Annotated in this window: 12 protein-coding genes; 3 read left to right on the top strand and 9 right to left on the bottom strand. The window is 66.2% G+C overall.

What is annotated here, in order from left to right; translation table 11 throughout:
- Positions 1-8 precede the first annotated feature (8 nt).
- The 8 genes from ptsP to tatA all read right to left on the bottom strand — a co-directional run bounded on the left by ptsP (position 9) and on the right by tatA (position 7,319).
- Positions 9-2,549 carry a phosphoenolpyruvate--protein phosphotransferase gene (gene ptsP / locus JYG36_RS22020; RefSeq protein ID WP_213602276.1) on the bottom strand — a complete coding sequence of 847 codons (2,541 nt, stop codon included), beginning with the start codon at positions 2,547-2,549 and terminating at the stop codon, positions 9-11.
- Positions 2,550-2,568: 19 nt separating this feature from the next.
- Complete coding sequence (locus JYG36_RS22015; protein ID WP_195885772.1) at positions 2,569-3,591, bottom strand: SIS domain-containing protein; 1,023 nt, start codon at positions 3,589-3,591, stop codon at positions 2,569-2,571.
- A complete protein-coding gene (gene nagA, locus JYG36_RS22010) occupies positions 3,581-4,678 on the bottom strand; it encodes an N-acetylglucosamine-6-phosphate deacetylase (protein ID WP_195885773.1) in 1,098 nt (365 codons plus the stop codon). The genes JYG36_RS22015 and nagA overlap by 11 nt, the downstream gene beginning before the upstream one ends.
- A gap of 10 nt (positions 4,679-4,688) precedes the next feature.
- The gene (locus tag JYG36_RS22005) at positions 4,689-5,420 is read right to left on the bottom strand and encodes a GntR family transcriptional regulator (protein ID WP_123565693.1); all 732 of its coding nucleotides are present in this window, start codon (positions 5,418-5,420) and stop codon (positions 4,689-4,691) included.
- Between the two features lie 195 nt (positions 5,421-5,615).
- Complete coding sequence (locus JYG36_RS22000) at positions 5,616-5,972, bottom strand: hypothetical protein (protein ID WP_249744376.1); 357 nt, start codon at positions 5,970-5,972, stop codon at positions 5,616-5,618.
- 65 nt (positions 5,973-6,037) lie between these two features.
- Complete coding sequence (gene tatC, locus JYG36_RS21995; RefSeq protein WP_093386934.1) at positions 6,038-6,817, bottom strand: twin-arginine translocase subunit TatC; 780 nt, start codon at positions 6,815-6,817, stop codon at positions 6,038-6,040.
- The gene (gene tatB, locus JYG36_RS21990; RefSeq protein ID WP_045196499.1) at positions 6,817-7,095 is read right to left on the bottom strand and encodes a Sec-independent protein translocase protein TatB; all 279 of its coding nucleotides are present in this window, start codon (positions 7,093-7,095) and stop codon (positions 6,817-6,819) included. Before tatB ends, tatC begins: the two co-directional genes overlap by 1 nt.
- Positions 7,095-7,319, bottom strand: a complete 225-nt coding sequence (tatA, locus tag JYG36_RS21985; protein WP_213602274.1) for a twin-arginine translocase TatA/TatE family subunit — start codon at positions 7,317-7,319, stop codon at positions 7,095-7,097. Before tatA ends, tatB begins: the two co-directional genes overlap by 1 nt.
- A gap of 143 nt (positions 7,320-7,462) precedes the next feature.
- Between tatA and gspK the strand changes: the two genes are divergently transcribed.
- The gene (gene gspK / locus JYG36_RS21980) at positions 7,463-8,428 is read left to right on the top strand and encodes a type II secretion system minor pseudopilin GspK (protein WP_213602272.1); all 966 of its coding nucleotides are present in this window, start codon (positions 7,463-7,465) and stop codon (positions 8,426-8,428) included.
- Positions 8,429-8,452: 24 nt separating this feature from the next.
- Here gspK and JYG36_RS21975 read toward each other — a convergent pair whose 3' ends face one another.
- Positions 8,453-10,501 carry a PhoX family protein gene (locus JYG36_RS21975; protein WP_093386927.1) on the bottom strand — a complete coding sequence of 683 codons (2,049 nt, stop codon included), beginning with the start codon at positions 10,499-10,501 and terminating at the stop codon, positions 8,453-8,455.
- 237 nt (positions 10,502-10,738) lie between these two features.
- On the opposite strand from JYG36_RS21975, the gene JYG36_RS21970 reads away from it, so the two are divergent.
- A complete protein-coding gene (locus JYG36_RS21970) occupies positions 10,739-12,370 on the top strand; it encodes a bifunctional UDP-sugar hydrolase/5'-nucleotidase (RefSeq protein ID WP_213602270.1) in 1,632 nt (543 codons plus the stop codon).
- The gene (locus tag JYG36_RS21965) at positions 12,367-12,792 is read left to right on the top strand and encodes a pilus assembly protein PilZ (protein WP_093386916.1); all 426 of its coding nucleotides are present in this window, start codon (positions 12,367-12,369) and stop codon (positions 12,790-12,792) included. Before JYG36_RS21970 ends, JYG36_RS21965 begins: the two co-directional genes overlap by 4 nt.
- Positions 12,793-12,794: the final 2 nt, after the last annotated feature.

Raw genomic sequence — 12,794 nt, 5'->3', positions numbered from 1 at the left:
CGCTCCGGTTATTGTTCTGTGCTGAGTGGGGAGTGGCGGTGGTGTAGCGGGCGTGCGGCGAAATCGCGGCAGGCCTGGCGCACCGCGCGGGCGCTGGACAGGCCCAGCAGCTGCTGGCTGAAGGTGCGGCATTCACTGCTGTCGAGCTGGCGCACGCGCTCCTTGATCTCGCCGACCTGCGGGGCGCTGACCGACAGCTCGCTGACCCCGAGGCCGACCAGCACCGCGGTGGCCAGCGGCTCCGAGGCCAGCGCGCCGCACACCCCGACCCAGCGGCCATGGCGGGCAGCGCCCTGGCAGGTCAGGTCGATCAGGCGCAGCAGCGCCGGGTGCAGGGCGTCGACGCGGGCAGCCAGACCCGCGTGGTCACGGTCCATGGCCAGGGTGTACTGGGACAGGTCGTTGGTACCGATCGAGAAAAAATCGGCGTGTTCGGCCAGGCGCTCGGCGAGCAGGGCGGCGGCCGGAACTTCGATCATCACCCCAAGTTCGGCGCGCTGGTTGATGCCCAGTTCGCTGGCCAGGCGGTCCAGGCGCTGGCGGATATCCAGCAGCTCATCGACCTCGCTGACCATCGGCAGCATGATCCGGCAGCGGGGCTGCGGGTTGACCTGCAGCAGGGCACGCAATTGCAGGTCGAGCAGCTCGGGGCGCACTTGGCCCAGGCGAATGCCGCGCAGGCCGAGTACCGGGTTGGCCTCGTGGGGCAGGGGCAGGTAGTCCAGTTGCTTGTCGCCGCCGACATCGATGGTACGGATGATTACCGGACGATCGCCCATGGCGTCGACTACCGCCTGGTAGGCGCTGAGTTGCTCTTGTTCATCCGGGGCGGTGTGGCGGTCGACGAAGAGGAATTCGGTGCGCAACAGGCCGACGCCGTCGGCACCCAGGTTCAGGGCCTGGGCAGCTTCGGCCGCCGAGGCGACATTGGCGGCAACTTCGATCAGGCGCCCGTCACGGGTCTGGGCGCTGCCCTGGGCGGCGGCTTGTTGCTGTTGGCGGCGTTGCTGCTGTTGCTGGCGAAGCTGCGCGACTTCGGCCAGGCGTTCGGCGTCTGGCGCGGTTTCCAGCCGGGCCTGCTCGCCGTCCACCACCAGCACCTGGCCGGCCTGCAGGTTCAACAGCTCCGGGCCCAGGGCAACCAGGCACGGCAGGCCGCGGGCGCGGGCGAGGATGGCAACGTGCGAAGTGGCGCCCCCGGCGACCATGCACAGCCCGGCCACCGCGTGCTTGTCGAGCAGCAGCAGGTCCGAGGGCGTCAGTTCATGGGCGGCGACAATCGCCGAGGGTGGCAACTCGAGTTCGCGGCTTTCGCCGAGCAGGGTGCGTAATACCCGTTGCTGCAAATCCTGCAGGTCGTTGGCGCGCTCGGCCAGCAGCGGCTTGTCGAGGGCTTTGAGGATCGCGCACTGGGCGTCGATGGCCTGGCTCCAGGCGTGGCTGGCGGCAATGCCCTGGTCGATGCGCTGACGTGCAGCGTCGATCAGTGACGGATCGTCGAGCAGTGCCAGGTGCGCTTCGAAAATGGCTGCAGCATCACCTTGTTGCAGCTGTTTCAAGTCGCCTTCAATGGCGGCTTTGACGCTGACCAGTGCGGCGTCCAGGGCCTGGTGCTGCGCAGCGGGCGTATGGCCGCCCGGGTCTGGCGGCAGGCGTATCCCGTCCAGACGCGCCAGCGGGCCACAGGCCAGGCCCGGCGATGCGCAGACACCGTTGAGGATGCCGGGCTGCAGGTTGGCGACGGGTGTGGCCTGAGCACTGATGGCAGGGGCGGCATGCTGTTCGCCGACGCTCGCGGTGGTGACTGCTGCCAATAGTGCCTGCAGCGCCTGCGCACTGTCGGCACCGCTGCAAACAATTTCAACTTCATCCTGCTCGCCGACACCCAGGCCCATGATCGCCACCAGGCTGTTGAGCGCGGCGACCTGGCCGTTGAAGTGCAGCTCGGCGCGGCTGCCAAAGCCCTGGGCAGTCTGGCGCAGCAGCGCCGCAGGGCGCGCGTGCAAGCCGCCGTGATGAGCGACTCTGGCGCTGCCGCGCACGGTTTCGCCGCTGCTGGCTGCTTTGCCTGCAGCGATGCTGGCATTGGGGATGACATCCAGCAGCGGCGCACCCAATGCCACCGAGCGAGTGGTGCGCGGCAGCAAGCGGTAGTCGCTGCTGTTGCTGAGGATCATCACCGTGATCAGGCTGGTGCAGTGTTGCGCCACCAGGTCGAGGTCAAAGCGGATCAGCGGCTGGCCACGTTCGACCCGTTCGCCGTTGGCCACCAGTGCTTCGAAGCCGCGGCCCTGCAGCTGCACGGTATCCAGGCCGATGTGCATGAGGACCTCGGCGCCGTTGTCGGCGCGCAGGGTCAGGGCGTGCAGGGTTTTCGCCAGGTGGATGACGGTGCCGGCGCAAGGCGCCTGCAGGCAGTCGTTGAGCGGGTCGATGGCGATGCCGTTGCCCAGGGTGCCGCCAGCGAACACCGGGTCGGGCACCTGGTCGAGCGGCAATAGCGGGCCTTCGAGGGGGGCATGGAGGGTGATGTTCTTGTTGTTGGGCATGCGCAAGGTCCTCGGTGCCTCAGTGAGTTCGGGTCACTTTGCTCAAGTGACGGGGCTGATCCGGGTCCATGCCACGCGCCTCGGCCAGGCCTGCGGCCATGACATAGAAGCTCATGATCGCCAGCAGCGGATCGAGGCCCGGGTGGGCGGCGCAGCTTAAGGTCAGGTTGCGCTGGGGGATGTCCGCCGGCGCCGCCAGCAGCACCTTGGCGCCACGCTGGCGCATGTCTTCGGCCAACTGCAACAGGCCGGCCTGCTCGACGCCACGAGGCGCCAATACCAGCAACGGGTAATGGGCATCGATCAGCGCCATCGGGCCATGACGCACCTCGGCGCTGCTGAAGGCTTCGGCCTGGATCGCCGAGGTTTCCTTGAACTTGAGCGCCGCTTCCTGGGCGATGGCAAAGCCGGCGCCACGGCCGATGACCATCAGCCGCTGGCAGTCGCGCAGTTGCTCGATGGCCAGGCTCCAGTCTTGTTCGGCGGCTTCACGCAGTTGCCCGGGTAGAGCCAGGCCGGCGTCGAGCAGCGCCGGATCCTGCTGCCACTGGGCGACCAGGCGGGCGCTGGCGCTGAGGGTGGCGATAAAGCTCTTGGTCGCGGCAACGCTCAGCTCGGGGCCGGCGCACAGCGGCAGGTGATACTGGCAGGCCTGCTCCAGCGGTGAGTCTTCGGCATTGACCAGCGCCAGGGTGGTGGCGCCGCGTTCGCGCAGGGTGCGCAGGCTGTCGACCAGGTCCGGGCTCTGGCCCGACTGGGAAAAGCCCAGGGCCACCTGGCCGCGCACCTGCAGGGGCGAGTTCTGCAGGGTCACCACCGACATCGGCAGCGAGGCCACCGGCAGGCCAAGCTGCTGCATGGCCAGGTAGGCAAAGTAGCTGGCGGCGTGGTCCGAGCTGCCGCGGGCGACCGTCAGGGCAACCTGCGGCGCGAGGCTGCGCAGCTGTTCGGCGACGCTGGCAATACGCGCGTCGCAGCGCTGCAACTGGGTCTGCACAACGTTGGCCGCGGCCAGGGCCTCGGCAAGCATCTTAGAGCTCAAGGTGTTCTCCTTCGACCATTACGCCGATCAGGTTGAGGTTGCGATCCAGGCTCACGGCGTCGGCCCAGCTACCGGGCTGCAGGCGCCCGCGCTCTTGCAGGCCGAGGTAGTCGGCGGGGAACTGCGACAGGCGCTGGGAGGCTTCGGCCAGGGGCAGGCCGATCTTCACCAGGTTGCGCAGGGCCTGGTCCATGGTCAGGGTGCTGCCGGCCAGGGTGCCGTCGGCCAGGCGCACGCCGCCCAGGCATTTGGTCACGGTGTGGCTGCCAAGCTTGTACTCGCCATCGGGCATGCCCGCGGCGGCAGTGGAATCGGTCACGCAGTACAGGCAAGGAATCGAGCGCAGGGCTACGCGGATGGCGCCGGGGTGCACGTGCAGCAGGTCGGGAATCAGCTCGGCAAAGCGCGCATGGGCCAGGGCCGCGCCGACGATGCCCGGCTCGCGGTGGTGCAGCGGGCTCATGGCGTTGTACAGGTGGGTAAAGCTGGTGGCGCCGGCTTCCAGGGCTGCCACGCCTTCTTCGTAGCTGCCCAGGGTGTGGCCGATCTGCAGGCGCACGCCGCGCTCGCTCAAGGTGCGGATCAACGGCAGGTGGCCGGCGACTTCCGGGGCGATGGTGATCACCTTGATCGGTGCCAGGGCCAGGTAGGCGTCGACCTCTTCGAGCAGCCCCAGGTGGGCGAAGTTCGGCTGCGCGCCGAGCTTGCCGGGGTTGATGTACGGGCCTTCCAGATGCACACCGAGGACCCGCGCGCCGTCGCTGCGCGGTTGGCGAACGTACTCGCCGAGGGCGCCGAGCACCTGGGTAAGTTCTTCCTTCGGCGCGGTCATGGTGGTGGCCAGCAACGAGGTGGTGCCGAAGCGCACGTGGGTGCGGGCAATGGTGGCGAACGCCTGGGCGCCCTCCATGATGTCGCTGCCACCGCCGCCATGCACGTGCAGGTCGATGAAACCGGGCAGCAGGTAGGGCAGATCGTTGCCCTGCGGGTCGCAGGGCTGGCCGTCGATGGCGGCGACGCGGCCGTCACGCAGCAACAGGCGTCCGCGTACCCAGCCCGTCGGGGTGAGTATGTTGTGTTCGCTCATGGGGGCTCCGCTAGCGTCGCAGCTCGGCGACAAAGTCGTAGTAGTCGTCGCGACAGTAGGTGTCGGTCAGTTCGATGGGGGTGTTGTCGTCGAGGTAGCCGACCCGGGTCATCAGCAGCATGGCGGTGCCGGGTTCGATGCCGACCCGCGCCGCCAGCTCGGCGCTGGCATTGATCGCGCGAATATGTTGCAGGGCGCGCACCACCGGCTTGCCGATCTGGTCGAGGTACTGGTACAGCGAATCGCCGATAGCCTCGGGGTTGCCCAGCAAGCGCGCGGGCAGGGTGCTGTACTCGACGGCCATGACGATGTCATCGGCCTTGCGCAGGCGCTTGAGGTGCACCACCTGTTCGTTGGGCGACAGGCCCAGGCGCACCAGCTCATCGGCAGACGGCGCATCGACGCTACGCTCCAGCCACTGCGAACTGGGCGTGAAGCCCTTCATACGGAGCATTTCGCTGAAGCTCGACAGCCGCGAGAGTGGTTGTTCCAGGCGCGGGGTAATGAAGGTGCCGGAGCCCTGGATACGGCGGATCAGGCCTTGTTCGAGCAGTACTTCCAGGGCCTTGCGTGCAGTCACCCGGGAGATATCCAGGGCTTCGCTGAGGCTGCGTTCCGACGGCAATGCCTGTTCGGCTTTCCATTGCCCGGCATGAATGGCCTGTTCCAGGTTGCGCGCCAACTGAAGGTACAAGGGAGTGGCCAGAGTGTCGTCGGGGCGCAGGGCGGTCAACGGAGGCATGGCGGTAGCTTCAGGTGGCGAGTGGTATTAAAAATTTAATACCACTTGAATACCACGTCAATACCACTTGTCAGCCTGTTTCATTTTGCGTCGTCATCATTCGACTCAACCTCAGACTGCTGGCCAGCCAGGGCTTGTCGTGCCGCCTGTTCGATAAAATCGAATACGTGGGCGGGAACCGTGTATTGAAACTGCTTACGCCTGTGCCTGGACATGACACCGCCATTGGTCGGCCTTACGGATGTATATCCCGTTGGGTGTTGAGCGCAGGGCATCTTCGAATGCTTCGGCGGGGATCTTCGGCAGCGCCTGGGCCAATAGCGCAAGGTTGATCCCTTCGTGCTTCAGGGCAAACAGCGCATGACCCAGCAAGTCGTTGGCCGCAGGCGCAATGGCGGCGGGTACGGCCAAGGTGGTACCGATTTGCTGGATACGCGTAACCGGCTGAACGACAGCCGGTAGCTGCAGCGGTACTACCGTCAGTTGAAGCTGCTGATGAAGATGGGCGTAGCCAACCGCTTGCATGCCGGAAATCCTGTTTTTCGGTTTCAAAGGCCAGGATTTTCTTCACTGGCCCATGAAAATCTTCAGATTTCTCGAGTATGCCGATTTTTTCTTTAGTTGCCAGGCTCATTTGAGGCCTGAAGGCTGACTGGCATTGTGCGCTGTTCTTTGCGCTCGACCGCCGCACAGGCCAGCAAACCGACCTCAAACAAGATCCACATCGGCACCGCCAGCAGGGTTTGCGAAAACACGTCCGGCGGAGTCAGGAGCATGCCGACGACGAAGCAGCCGACGATCACGTAAGGGCGACTTTTGCGCAGGGTACCGACGTCGGTGACCCCGGCCCAGACGATGATGAAGGTCGCCACCGGGATTTCGAACGCCAGGCCAAAGGCCAGGAACAGGGCAAGAATGAAGTCCAGGTACAGGCCGATGTCGGTCATCATCGCCACGCCATCCGGGGTGACGCTGGCAAAGAAGCCGAACATCATCGGAAAGACCACGAAGAAGGCGAAGGCCATGCCCGAGTAGAACAGCACGATGCTCGACACCAGCAGCGGCAGGGCGATGCGCCGTTCCTGGCGGTACATCGCCGGGGCAATGAAGCTCCAGGCCTGGTGCAGCAGCACCGGCATGGCGACGAACAGCGCCGCCATCAGGGTCAGTTTGAACGGCGCGAGGAACGGCGAGGTGACGCTGGTGGCAATCATGCTCGCGCCTTCGGGCAGATAGCGGCGCAGCGGTTCCGAGACCTGGGTGTACAGGGTCTGGGCAAACGGCAACAGGCCGAGGAATACCACGGCGATGGCCAGCAGGCAGCGCACCAGGCGCCTGCGCAGTTCGCGCAGGTGAGCGGTGAGCGGCATGCCGGGGTCTTGGCTTGCTGTGTTCATCAGGGGTTTCCGCTGGTTGGGCTGTGGTCCGGCTGCAGGCTGACGCCGCGGCGCAGGTCCTGTTCAAGGCGCTGCAAGGGCAGGGCATCGAGTTCCTGGCTCAGGGCCTGGGTGTCCAGTTCGCGCTCGACCTGGGCCTTGATCGAGGCCATGGCGCGCTTGGCCTGGCCCAGGCCGCGGCCCAGGGTGCGCGCCGCCGCCGGCAGGCGCTCGGGGCCAAGCACCAGCAGGGCGACGATGGCCACCAGCAGCAGTTCGGTAAAACCGACTTCGAACATCAGCGCTGGTGTTCCGCTTGCTGCACGCTGTCGGCCTGCAGCGGCGCCTGGGGTTTGACCGGGCTTACGGCTTCGTCCGTGGCCGGGCCGTTGCCCATGGATTTGCGAAAGCCCTGGATCGCCTCGCCGACATCCGCACCCAGGCCCTTGAGGCGCTTGGTGCCGAACAGCATGAACACGATCACCAAGACGATAAGCAACTGCCAGATCCCGATACCACCCATGAAAAATGCTCCAAGCTCATGAAAAAGAAGGCCTTATCCTGCCTGCGCTTTGTGACGCAAAAGTGACGTGCAGCTGTATTTGCCATGTGCCTGCAACATCCGTTGTGTTGACTGACGGCTCATTGGCTAGGGATGTGCAGTTCATGGGTGCGAAGCGGCAACAAGGAGCGGCGCTGTTGATGGTGCTGGTGGTGCTGGCGATGCTCGCAGGCGGCCTGACCTGGCTGGTGCAGGACGGCCGCCAGCAGATCGACAGCGTGCGCCTGGTGCAGCAGCGGGTGCAGGCCAGGGCCATGGAAACCGCCGGCCTGGCGTTTGCCGAGCAGGCCCTGAAAGACCCGGCCTGGCGCGCCAGCCCGCTGTTCTGGCAGGCGCTGCGCGGGCAGCCGCTGTCTTATGCCTTTGCCGGCGGCTCGGCGGCCTTGCGCATCCGCGACCTGCACAGCTGTTTCAACGTCAACGCGCTGATTGGCGAAGAGAGCGAACGGGCCGCACGGCAATTTCGCTACCTGCTGGGCGATGACATGGCCGCGCAACGCTTGACCGATGCCCTGGCCGACTGGATCGACAGCGACGGCCAGGCCCGGCTCAGCGGCGCCGACAGCGACCAGTACCTGCGCCAGTCACCTGCGCGCCTGGCGGCCAACCAGATGATGGTCGACATGAGTGAGCTGAACCTGCTACTTGAGCCCGATGCCAGCCGCCAGCAACGCTATCCACAGTTGTGCGCGCTGCCGCAGACCAGCGGCTGGCGGCTGAATGCCAATGCCTTGAGCCTGGAGCAGTTGCCATTGCTTGAAGCGCTGTACGAAGGGGAGGTGTCACGTTCGCTGCTGACCCGGATCATCACCGGCCGGCCTGCTGGCGGTTATCACGATGCGGGTGCGTTGCGCCAGGCACTGGGGGCGATGGACGACGCAACATTCGCACGGTTGAGCGAAGGCTTGCTGCTCAACAGCGGTGACTTTGCCTTGCAGCTGGAATTCGAACAGGACGGGCAGAAGATGCGCAGCGAGTTTCAACTGCGCGCACGCGGGATCGTGCAGTGGCACGCGCTGGTGCCGGTCCAGCAGGTGCAGGTGATCAGCCGCTCGCCGCAACCCTGGTAAGGGCTGCGCCGAGCGAGGCTTGGGTTACACGCCGATTTCACCGCCATCGGCACGCTGGATCACCACGGTCGAGGCCCGTGGCCGCACCTTGGTGCCGGCCGCGGTAACGGCAGTGGCGACGTCGGTAGACGGCCAGTTGTCCGGGTGCTGGATGTTGACGAAGATCGACTTGTTGTCGGGGGTGAAGGCAATGCCGGTGACTTCGCAGCCGTTGGGGCCGACGAAGAAGCGGCGCAGGTCGACCTGGTTCTTGGCGTTGACCGGCACCTGCTTGCCCGCGGCATCGACCAGGTCGGTGGGGATCACCGCCAGCATCTGGTCGTTGGTGTAGTCGGTCAGGGTTTTTTCACCGTTGTCGGTCTGGAACCAGAGGATGCCGCGGCTATCGAAGCTCATGCCGTCGGGGCTGGCGAACTGGTTGAGTTCGGTCAGGCCCGAGCGGTTGATGTCGGCAGTGCCGGCGGCGTTGGCGCCAAACACGAAAATATCCCAGCTGAAGCTCAACTGATCGTCGCTGTCGTGCCAGCGGATGATATGGCCGTGGCGGTTCGGCCCGCGCGGGTTGGCGGCATCGACCTTGGCCGCGGTGCGTGCGCTGTTGTTGGTCAGGGTCAGGTACACGTCGCCATTGAGCGGGTTGACCGTGGTCCATTCCGGGCGGTCCATCGGTGTTGCGCCGAGGGCGTCGGCAGCGCCGCGGGTGTTGAGGATGATCCCCGGCAGGTCGCCGTAGATCGAGCCCAGGGTCTTGCCGCTGCTGGTCGGGGTGTTGACGTCGAGCAGCAGCCACACGCCCGAGCCGTCGGCATTGAAGCGGGCGACGTACAGCTTGCCCTGGTCCATGTACTTGTTGCCGGTGGCCAGGCGGTCGGCCGGGTTGGCATCGGCGGCTTCCCACAGCGCGCTGGAGACGAATTTGTACAGGTACTCGTTGTTGGAGTCGTCGCCCATGTACCAGACCAGCGGCTTGCCCACCACCGGCAGCCCCGGGCAGCAGCCCTCGTGGCGGAAGCGCCCGAGCGCGGTGCGTTTTACCGCAAGGGTATTGGCCGTGTACGGATCGATCTCGACGATGTAGCCGTAGGTGCTGGCTTCGTTGCGGAAGTCCTCGGTGGCGCTGGCGCCGCTCGGGGTGACGTTGAAGCGGCTGAATTCACCGTCCACTTCGCTTGGGTCACCGGCGACGCTTTCCCACTTGTAGTTACCGGCCTTGGTGCCGACGCCAATGCGCTTCTGGTCGGCCGGCAGGGTGGCGCTGGTGTTGACGAAAATCCCCGGCCAGTTCTCTTCGCAGGTCAGGTAGGTGCCCCACGGGGTGTAGCCGTTGCCGCAGTTGTTGTTGGTGCCGCGGGCCTGGGTGCCGTTTTTCGAGAAGCGCGTCTTGACGTGCTCGCTGCCGCGCAGGGGGCCTGCGATGTTCATCACCGTGGCGGTGGTGAAGCGGCGGTTGAGCGGGTCGTTGTCGACCACCTGCCAGCGGCCGCTGACTTTCTTCAGGCGGATCACCCCGGCGCCATGGGCGTTGATTTCCTTGCGCACTTCCTCGACCGGGCGCTTGCCGCTGCTGTCGCTGGTCGGGCCGTTGGGGTGCAGGGCGTCGGCGTCGATGTATTCGTGGTTGATCGCCAGCAGACCGTCTTCGGAGCTGCCGTTGATGGGGAAGAAGTGCATGCCGTCATGGTGCATGCCCACCGAGTTGGCCTGGTCGGCGGCGGTGTTGCTACCGTCGGCTTTCCACGGGTTGGCGCTGCTGTTCAGCGGCGTGCCCCAGGGCGCCAGGACGTAAGCAGTGTAGCCGGCGGCGACCACGCAGGCGTCGGTGCGCGAGCCTGGGATTGAAGTGAAGCCGAGCTTCAGTTTCGGCGGGGTTGGCGGCTCGACTACGGGTTCATCGTCATCCGAGTCGCTGCTGTCGAAGCAGCCCGTCAGGCCAGTCCCGGCAATCATCGCGATCGCGGCGCCCAGGCCACCGCGTACCACGCTGCGGCGGCTCAGGTAAGACTCCAGAACGCTGTCCATGGGCAGGTTGCCACTCTGGTTGCGGTTCAGGTTGTCGCCGGTGTCTCGACTCATCAGTTCAGTTCCTTTTGTTCAATGATGCGGCGTGAAAGAAACCGGGACTTTAGTGAGCAAGTGTGATGATTGATTGGCAGTTTTGTTAAAAGGCGTTGAAGGAAATAAATCGTTACCACCTGATTTGCCTGAGGTTTTGCCCTGGCTGTCGATTAACTGCCATCAAACTGTAATCCAGGCGCCCCAATATCCCGGCCCGACAACCAACAAGCGCGAAGGCGACGGGACAGGCTGAACATGCACAGACGGGAAGTGTTGAACTGGATCGGCGTTGGCGCTGCGGCGCCGCTGCTCACGGCCTGCGCGGGCCTGGGCGGGACGTCGGCCGGCAACGACGCGGCGCTCGATGTGCTGTATTTCGCTGACACCCTCGATGCCCGCCAGGCCGGTAAACCGGTGGTCCCGGCCACGCGCCTGGGGCCGGTCACCCACCTCGGCCAGGCGCCCTGGATGACCGGCGCCAGCGCCCGCCAGGCCCGCGCCGAACTCAACCCGCTGCTCGACGCCAGCCTCGCCGATGGCGTGCGCACCGGCGGCTACGCGGTGCTGGCGGCCTTGCTCGAGCAACTGCGCCAAGGCGCCGGGACTGACAATTGCCTGACTCTGGAAAACGGTCAGGGCTGGAATGGCAGCGGCCTGGCCTATCTGACCCAGGGGGGTAGCGGTGTTGAAGGCAGCCAGTTGCTGGCCAGTGACGTGCGGGTCAGCAGCGATGAGCGGGTGCTGTGGCCGCAGCGTTGCACCGGCCTTTATCGGCAATATGGCAAGCCCGTGCTGGGCGCTGGCCTGGCTGCGGAGCAGGCCACCGCGCTGGGTGCTGCAGCCTTTACAGTGTTTCGCCGTGGTGGTGTGCGGGTCGCCGTGGTCGGCATCACCGACCCCTATGCCCAGGACCAGAAAGCCTCGCTCAAGCAGTGGTACCAGTCGCTGCTGCCGGCCTTCGAACAAGCCCGCGGGCAGGCAGACCTGGTGATCGCCCTGGCCGATGTCGGCACCGGCCCCGGCCTGTGGCTGGCCGAACGCCTGAGCGATGCCGACTTGCTGCTGTGCGCCCGTGGCCAGGACTTCTGGCCTGAGCCGGTGACCGTGCTGCAAGCCAGCGGCAAGCGCGTGCCGGTGCTGTTCGCTGGCAATCGCGCTTGCGGCGCCTTCCAGGTGCGCTGCCAGCGAAGCGCTGGGGAATGGCAATTCAGCGCGCATTTTCATCCGGCCTTCGAAAGCAGCCTTACCCCTGGCGCCCAGGCCCGCGTCGCGCAGATCCGTGGTGTGCTGGCGCAGCAACGCGCCGGTCACGCCGCCTGGCTCGATCAACCCCTGGCGCGCGCACCGCAGGCACTGTGGCGCCGTGATACCCGCGGTGGCAGTTGGGACCGCCTGCTGCACCTGGCCCTGGCCGCCGACAGCGGCTACCCGGTGTTGCTCCCGGGCCTGCGCTACGACAGCCCCCTGGCTGCCGGCCAGGCCATCACCCGCGAACACCTGATCAGCCTGACCGGCAGCTACCCGGCGCCGGTGGTCGAGGCGCCTGCGCGGCAAGTCGAGCAGGTGCTGGAAAACGCCGCCGAGCAGTTGTTCGGTGACCCGCTATTGCTCGACAACAGCCAGGACCTGCCGCGCTGGCTGGGCCAGCCCTGGCAGTTGAGCTACAGCCCGAGCGGCAAGCGCGTCTCGGGCTTCAGCGAAACCCAGGGGCAGTGCCGCACCTTCGGCCTGCAGTACGCCTCCAGCAGTGGCGAGCCGCTGTGGCAACGGGTCGAGGCCTGGCTGGCGCAGCAGCCGACCGACTGGCAATTGCCAGCGTTGCAATTGCCGCAGCTGCGCTATGTCCAGGGCCATCCCGGTTGGCATCCCCGTGAGTTGAGCGCGTGATCCGCGCCTCGCGCCTGTTCAGCGGCGCGCTGCTGACCCTGGCCGCCTGGCTTGCCGCCCAGTGTGTTTTGCAGCTCAGCCGCACGCCGCTGCCGGCGGTGGCCGATGTGCCGCAAGCAACGCCTTTACCGGGCCTGATGGTCGGCCATTGGCAGGCCCAGGCCGACAGTGGTGAGGTGCCGCTGACCCGTTTACCGCTGGAGTACCTGGGCGGCCTGCGGGCCGTGCCGCTCAGCGCCACGGTGGTGGTGCTGCGTTACGGCCAGGCCACGCGCAGTATGCGCCGTGGCCAGCGCCTGGCGCCGGGCATCGTGCTGGAGAGCATCGATGACCAGGGCCTGATTTTCGACAACCAGGGGCGGCGCGAACGCCTGCCCTGGCCGCCACGGCCTGCCGTGACCGGCTTCAAGCGCCAAGGATGAAT

The sequence above is a fragment of the Pseudomonas sp. SORT22 genome, from assembly GCF_018417635.1.
Lineage (GTDB): Bacteria > Pseudomonadota > Gammaproteobacteria > Pseudomonadales > Pseudomonadaceae > Aquipseudomonas.
The sequence above is the reverse complement of the archived record's forward strand: the minus strand, read 5'-3'. Positions and strand labels throughout refer to the sequence as shown.